Below are 6,332 nucleotides of genomic sequence, written 5' to 3' on the forward strand. Positions count from 1 at the left end.
TAGGGTAAAACCTGTTTGCCAGCGGTGAAGCGTCAAAGCTGATCCGAGGGCGGTGTCCCGAGAGGGTGATCTGCCCCCTTCTGAGTGGTCCAAAACTTCTGTTATTTTGGATCATGAAGGAGTTTGGGAATGGGCAAGAAGCACCAGCCTGAGGAGATCATTGGCAAGCCGCGTGAGGCGGAGATCGTGCTCGCGCAGGGCGGCACGGTTGCAGACGCGTGTCGCCGGATCGGTGTTACCGAGCAGAGCTATTACCGGTGGCGCAAGGAGTATGGCGGCGTGAGATTGGATCAGGCTCGCCGAACGAAAGATCTCGAGCGGGAGATTGCGCGGTTACGGCGTGGGATGTCGGACCTGACGCTCGATAAGCTGATCTTGCAGGAAGCTGCTCGGGGAAACTACTGAGCCCCGCGCGCCGACGGCGCTGCATCGATCATATCAGGACAAAGATGGTGGTGTCCGAGCGACGGGTGTGCCGCGTGCTTGGGCAACATCGATCGACGCAGCGCAAGGTGCCGCGGGGCGCGGATGATGAAGCGGGGCTGACCGAAGACATCATCGAGCTGGCCCGGCAATATGGCCGATACGGCTATCACCGGATCACGGCCCTGCTGCGCGAGGCCGGGTGGCGTGTGAACCGCAAGCGGGTCGAGCGCATCTGGCGCCGCGAAGGACTCAAGGTTCCGCAAAAGCAGCCGAAGCGCTCACGGCTTTGGCTCAATGACGGATCGTGCATCCGGCTGAGACCCGAGTATCCAGGGCACGTATGGTCCTACGACTTCGTTGAGGGTCGAACGCACGATGGCCGCAAGTTCCGCATTTTGTGGATCATTGATAAGGCTAGCCGGGAATGTCTGGCCCTGCCGGTCGCACGGCGGCTCAGAAGCGAGGACGTGCTGGCAGCACTGGCCGAGCTGTTCGTCACGCGTGGCCCGCCAGCGCATATCAGGTCTGACAACGGTCCCGAGTTCATCGCCACGGCTGTCCAGCAGTGGCTGGCAAAGATCGGAGTGAAGACGCTCTACATCACGCCAGTCAGCCCATGAGAGAACGGCTACTGTGAATCCTTTAACGGCTCGCTGCGCGATGAGCTGCTCAATGGTGAGATCTTCTACACCCTAGCGGAGGCCAAGGTGCTGATCGAGGCTTGGCGGCGCCATTACAACACGGTGAGACCCCACAGCTCGCTGGGGTATCGGCCCCCAGCACCAGAGGCCGTCCAGTCGCCAGTGTCGCCCTCCGGCTCCGCTCCGCTCCACCTATGGCCAACACTGGCGACGGAGGCGACGATGCACTAACAATCAAGCCGGACCACTCAGTGGGGGACCGTCAAGGGAACGCAGGGCCGAACGATCTGCGAAGGTGGTCAGAGGGGCTTCAGAGCCCGCATCGAGTCAATGCAACGTTCGCCTCTGTGAGACCCGATACAGCACGACCAGGCCCCGGTCCGGCCAGTGCGGACAGATCCACGAAACCCTCAAGGGATCAACACTGCCAAGCTCTGCAATTACAGACCTGTGGCCTAAGCTAGAGCCTTATCTGCCCACCACGCGTCCCCGTCTCATATCGAGACATCCGCCTCGACGGAAGCAGTTAATTTTACGCCAAACAGCTTCGGAAGCGATTCGCCGCACCCCATGTTTTCGGGTTGTACTGCGGCAGCGCGTGGTTTATCAGTCCACCACGAATTGGGTAAATGGTCGCGTAAGGTCTTGAAGAGCGTCATGCTGCTTTGAAGTGACAATCAGGCAGGAATAAGTCGCCAGCGTGCAGTAAGTCTGTTCTGAAACTTTTTGGAGCAGGGTAAGTTTTAGTTCGAACTGACGACTCGTATATCAAGGAGGATTTATGAACAAATTCACGCTCAGCGGTATAGCAACTGCACTGGCTCTTGCAGTATCTCCCGCCGCTAACGCTGCGGATTTCTATATTGATAATCCTGCCAACCCAGCGAGCGGCAGTTTTACCACCAAGAGCGCTGCCCCTGGTTTTACGTCGGTGACTGCAGAGTTCGACAACACTGTCACCGCTCCAGGCTTTAACGACACATTTTTCTTCCGCCTGCCCCTTTCAGGAACGGGCAGCGGATCGCTCAGCACCACTTTCACGAGCAACGCCAACAAGATCACCATCACCGACGTCATCATCACCACGCTTGGTGGGGTGTTCACATACGGCGCTGCTGATATCATGTCTTCGCCCACTGGTCAGTTGTTGTTGTCGGGCGCCATTCCGGTGATTGGCGATCCCGACTTCTTCAACAAGATTCAGGTAATCGGCACTACCAACGGTACTGGCACGTATTCAGGTGTTGTAAGCTTCGCGACAGCGATCCCAGAAGCTTCGACTTGGGCTCTTATGATCCTCGGCGTCGGCGCCGTAGGCTTTGCGGCACGCAGGTCACGGAAGCCCACTGTGCGGGTGAAGTACGCTTAATATCTTTCCTTTCTCCGTCTCAGGGGAGCTAAAAAAAGCCGCCGAGGATGCTCGGCGGCTTTTTCACCTTCTGCAATTCAATTATTTTTACGAGGTCTCGCAAATAGTCGGCAGCTCAACAAGCCTTAGTTGGACCGTGGGACAGCTATCGATTGATGCATGGCAAAGGTTGCACCTCGGCCGATATCCTATTGCATTCCCAAACGAACAGTCCAAAGCTTGATTCGACGTAAGCCAGATGGCCTAATCTGCAGCGTCTGGAATTTCTGCCGAGCGGAGCGTGTATGCAGATGACCAGCAGGTTATCACAAGGTTTATCCGTCAAAGGGCCAAACGCGCGACCTGCATTCGGCAACTTGCGATGAGTCCAGTATCTCCCGAGCACACTCGAAAAAGCCCCCAATTACCAGCGGATCCGCAAGTATTCGCTGGACGGCTTCTGCTAATATTCGGTTTGGCAACTCTCGTAGTTCCAACATTGTTCAGGCTTGCTCAGGTAAGTTGGACGACAGAAGCTGGCGCCCACGGCCCAATCGTACTAGCGACCGGCCTCTGGCTGGTATGGTATGACAAGGATCGACTAAAGGGAGGCGCGGTACCACCGATGATCCCTGGGCTCGCGTTACTCCTGATTGCACTGATGTTCTATTTTGTGGGTCGGGTCTCAGGCATAATGATGGCTGAAGGCCTGAGCGCCATCGCGGTGTGCGTGACCACCGCTTACTTGTTTTTAGGTGCGAAAGTAGTCGCCCGCTTTGGCTTTCACATCTTCTACCTGTGCTTCATCGTTTCGCCACCGGAGAACTGGATCTTTGTGGGCACTAGACCCATAAAGGCGGCGCTTTCGGGATGGGCGGTCGACCTCCTCGGGCACATGGGACTGCCAGTTGCTCAAGCGGGCGCAACCATCTTTATTGGCTTCTATCAACTCCAAGTTGCCGCGGCTTGTTCGGGTCTATACTCGATGATTGGCATAACAGCGATAGGCGCTTTCTATATCTATATTCGTCACGGAGCAGATGTGGGCTACGCTGCTATCATGGGCGTTTTGATTTTGCCTTTTGCTATGTTCATAAACTTTCTGAGGATTATCGCTTTAATCTTGGTGACGTACTGGTTCGGGGACGGCGCCGCATTCCAGGTTAGCCATGACTATGGAGGTATATTCACTTTTGGTGTAGCGATTCTGATCTTAATAGGTTTTGATGCAGCGCTACATCCCTTGGTTAAGGCACTAAGGAGGCGAATTCGTGAGAGAAAATAGGAGGTCGATCTACGCCTCTGATCCTAGCCTTACTCGCCGAGAGCTTATACTCGGCTCTCTAATACTTGGAACAGCGGCCGTTTCATTCGCGCGGTTGCCACGTACGCCCGTTATCGGGCTTGCTGAAGGCAACTCACAAGACGTGCTTCCTAAAGTTGTGGGTGAATGGGTTGAAATACCATCGGCTGAGGACATCGTCGTGCCTCCGGAGGATGAGCGGAAAGCAGCCGCGATCTATGACGAGCAGGTGATGCGCACATATCAAAATGGCAAATCCCAGCAGATCATGTTGCTGGTTGCATATGCACGCTCGCAAAGTAGCATGCTGATGGTGCATAGACCCGAGTCCTGCTACCCTGGATCTGGCTTTACGATCATATCGAACGACGTTGTAGAGATTCCCATAGTGCCGGGCCTAAGCGTCAGTGGACGCTTCCTGACTACTAAATTAGATAGCCGAACAGAGCAGGTACTCTATTGGACACGCTTCGGAAACGAGACTCCGGTGGATTGGGATGACCAGCGGTGGACGATCGCGACACAGGCTTTGAAAGGGAAAATCCCGGATGGCGCGCTAGTCAGAATGTCGATCATTTCACCAAATATTTCTGAATCTCTTACTATTCTGCAGTCATTCGCCGCAGATCTGGTGAAGGAGTCAGGATCGAACGGTCAAGGCCTGCTCGTTGGTCCCGCTAATCGTGGGATTGGAACGGCTTGAGCAAATAGACCAGATACATCAAAACTGCCATCATCAGCGCAACCGCGAGAATGACGTAGCCGTTGTTTCCAAGCTGATTGGCGATAGCGCATCCTATGGTCGGAGGCAGATAGTGCCACATAGTGTCGGTTGGTTCATCTTGCATCGACCGTTGCAGAAACAAAACAGCAATAGCCGCAAAGATGGCTACCGTTAGCCAGTCGAAGACAGTTTCCATGCGATCTTCATAGCTTCGTTCGTCTCGCAAAGAAAGCCTCAAGCAAACATGATACAACCTCATCCGCTCGGAAAATTGTCACGCTCGCAGCCCGTCACCGCGATCATAGCGCTGGCGCTGACTCTGTCAGGTTGCGGAGATCGGCAGCCTGAGGGGCAAACGGCAGCCGTGGTGAATGGAGAACCAATCACCGAGACGGCAGTAGACATGGAGATCGCTTCATCACAAAATCAACTATCGCGAGATCGTGCACTCCAAAATTTGGTTGAGCGATCGCTCATAATCGAGGAGGCAAAGAAACAGAAACTCGATCAGCGCCCGCAATACACACTTGAAGTTGAAAGACTGGCAGACATGCTACTCGCTAGGCAGTATGCGGAAAGACTTTCTCAATCTTCTAGCAGCTCTCTAACTACATTAGATGTAAATTCCTTTATCGATGAGCATCCGGAAATCGGAAGCAACCGGAGAAGAATAACGCTCAAACAGGTGGTCTTTCCCGAACCGACAACACCCCAGCTTCGTGCTGATCTGGAAGCTGCGAAGTCGTATACAGCTCTGATAGAGGCCCTGCAGGCTCACCGAGTCAAGTTCGAGGAGGGCAGCACTACAGTCGACTCTGCACTTGCTTCAGAGCCGTTCCTGAAGGCTATTGCTTCGGCTGAACCAGGAGAGCCATTCTTGATCATCTCCAACGGGCGGGCACTTGCAAATGCAGTGGACAAGGAAGAGCGTATAGAGATGTCGCATGAGCAAGAACTGGCGCTTGCAAGAGCGCGGATGCAGCAGAGCGCACTAACGGAGAAACTACAGCAGCTCATGACATCTTGGAAGAAGGATGCAAATATCGAATACTCTGCCAGATATAAGCCGCGCGAAAAAGGACAGCAAAGACAATCTGACCCCTTATAAAAAGCGCGCTGAGGCTGACTCACACAACTAGACCATATGTTCACCTGAGGCTGGGGAAGCCCGTCTTGTAATATGCAGTGGTGGGATCACGTCGACTTGGTCCGCGCGATCTTTTGCATGGAGGCGAACAATGACCAAGACAGTGAAGTATTTCGGCTGGGACGTGCACAAGAATACGATAGCGGTTGCGGTGGCGGAGGACGGCAAGCGCGGGAAGGTGCGAGAGCATGGGAGATCGCCAACTCGCCGGCGACGCTTACGAAGTTGCTCGGCAAGCTCGGCGACTCAGGGGTCGAACTCCACGTTTGCTACGAGGCCGGACCATGCGGTTACGGCAATCAGCGTCAGGCCGCCACCGCTGGCCACAGGTGCGTTGTGGTCGCGCCGTCGCTGATTCCCAGTCGACCTGGCGATCGGATCAAAACAGATCGCCGGGACGCGGTGCCCCACCATCGCTGCCTCCGCTGTCGCGCCGGATCAGTGAATCAGCTGGACCCGTCAAACGCCAGAGGTTTTTCGAGGCGTCCAGCTTGCTTTGCCCATTGGCGGCGCGATTTCCATGACATCTGGACGTCACAGAAATCCGAGATCGCACACGAGGCGCTCGAGCGTATCGGGCAGCTCTACGACATCGAGCGCGAGATCGCGGGCAAACCTGCCGACATCCGCCGCGCCGTGCGTCAGGAACTGAGCAAACCCAAGCACGAGGCTTTGCACGCGTGGGCTGAGCAGCAACTCACCCGTATCTCGACCAAGGGGGATCTGGCGAAGGCCTTTCGGTA

At 55.2% G+C, this 6,332-nt stretch carries 5 protein-coding genes and 3 pseudogenes; 7 read left to right on the top strand and 1 reads right to left on the bottom strand.

The genetic code is table 11. The features are described from left to right. Window positions 1-129 precede the first annotated feature (129 nt). The 4 genes and pseudogenes from ABUH87_RS04660 (at window position 130) to epsI (ending at window position 4,421) form a co-directional block, all read left to right on the top strand. A pseudogene (locus ABUH87_RS04660) lies at window positions 130-1,298 on the top strand (IS3 family transposase). 550 nt (window positions 1,299-1,848) lie between these two features. After that, window positions 1,849-2,436, top strand: a complete 588-nt coding sequence (locus ABUH87_RS04665) for an FxDxF family PEP-CTERM protein (RefSeq protein ID WP_367770282.1) — start codon at window positions 1,849-1,851, stop codon at window positions 2,434-2,436. A gap of 361 nt (window positions 2,437-2,797) precedes the next feature. Continuing rightward, window positions 2,798-3,700 carry an archaeosortase/exosortase family protein gene (locus tag ABUH87_RS04670; RefSeq protein WP_367770285.1) on the top strand — a complete coding sequence of 301 codons (903 nt, stop codon included), beginning with the start codon at window positions 2,798-2,800 and terminating at the stop codon, window positions 3,698-3,700. Next, a complete protein-coding gene (gene epsI / locus ABUH87_RS04675; protein ID WP_367770288.1) occupies window positions 3,687-4,421 on the top strand; it encodes an exosortase-associated protein EpsI, V-type in 735 nt (244 codons plus the stop codon). The genes ABUH87_RS04670 and epsI overlap by 14 nt, the downstream gene beginning before the upstream one ends. On the opposite strand, the gene ABUH87_RS04680 is transcribed toward epsI, so the two are convergent. Further along, window positions 4,396-4,638, bottom strand: a complete 243-nt coding sequence (locus ABUH87_RS04680; RefSeq protein ID WP_367770291.1) for an XrtV sorting system accessory protein — start codon at window positions 4,636-4,638, stop codon at window positions 4,396-4,398. The genes epsI and ABUH87_RS04680 overlap by 26 nt on opposite strands. 48 nt (window positions 4,639-4,686) lie before the next feature. On the opposite strand from ABUH87_RS04680, the gene ABUH87_RS04685 reads away from it, so the two are divergent. From ABUH87_RS04685 to ABUH87_RS04695, 3 genes and pseudogenes are all read left to right on the top strand, one after another. Next, window positions 4,687-5,550: a hypothetical protein gene (locus ABUH87_RS04685; protein WP_367770294.1), complete on the top strand. Its 864-nt coding sequence runs from the start codon at window positions 4,687-4,689 to the stop codon at window positions 5,548-5,550. A gap of 130 nt (window positions 5,551-5,680) precedes the next feature. Beyond that, window positions 5,681-5,991, top strand: a pseudogene (locus tag ABUH87_RS04690) (IS110 family transposase); the annotation flags it as partial. Window positions 5,992-6,069: 78 nt separating this feature from the next. Further along, window positions 6,070-6,332, top strand: a pseudogene (locus ABUH87_RS04695) (IS66 family transposase); the annotation flags it as partial.

Origin of the sequence: Novosphingobium rhizovicinum (assembly GCF_040813635.1) — a bacterium.
GTDB classification, from domain to species: domain Bacteria; phylum Pseudomonadota; class Alphaproteobacteria; order Sphingomonadales; family Sphingomonadaceae; genus Novosphingobium; species Novosphingobium rhizovicinum.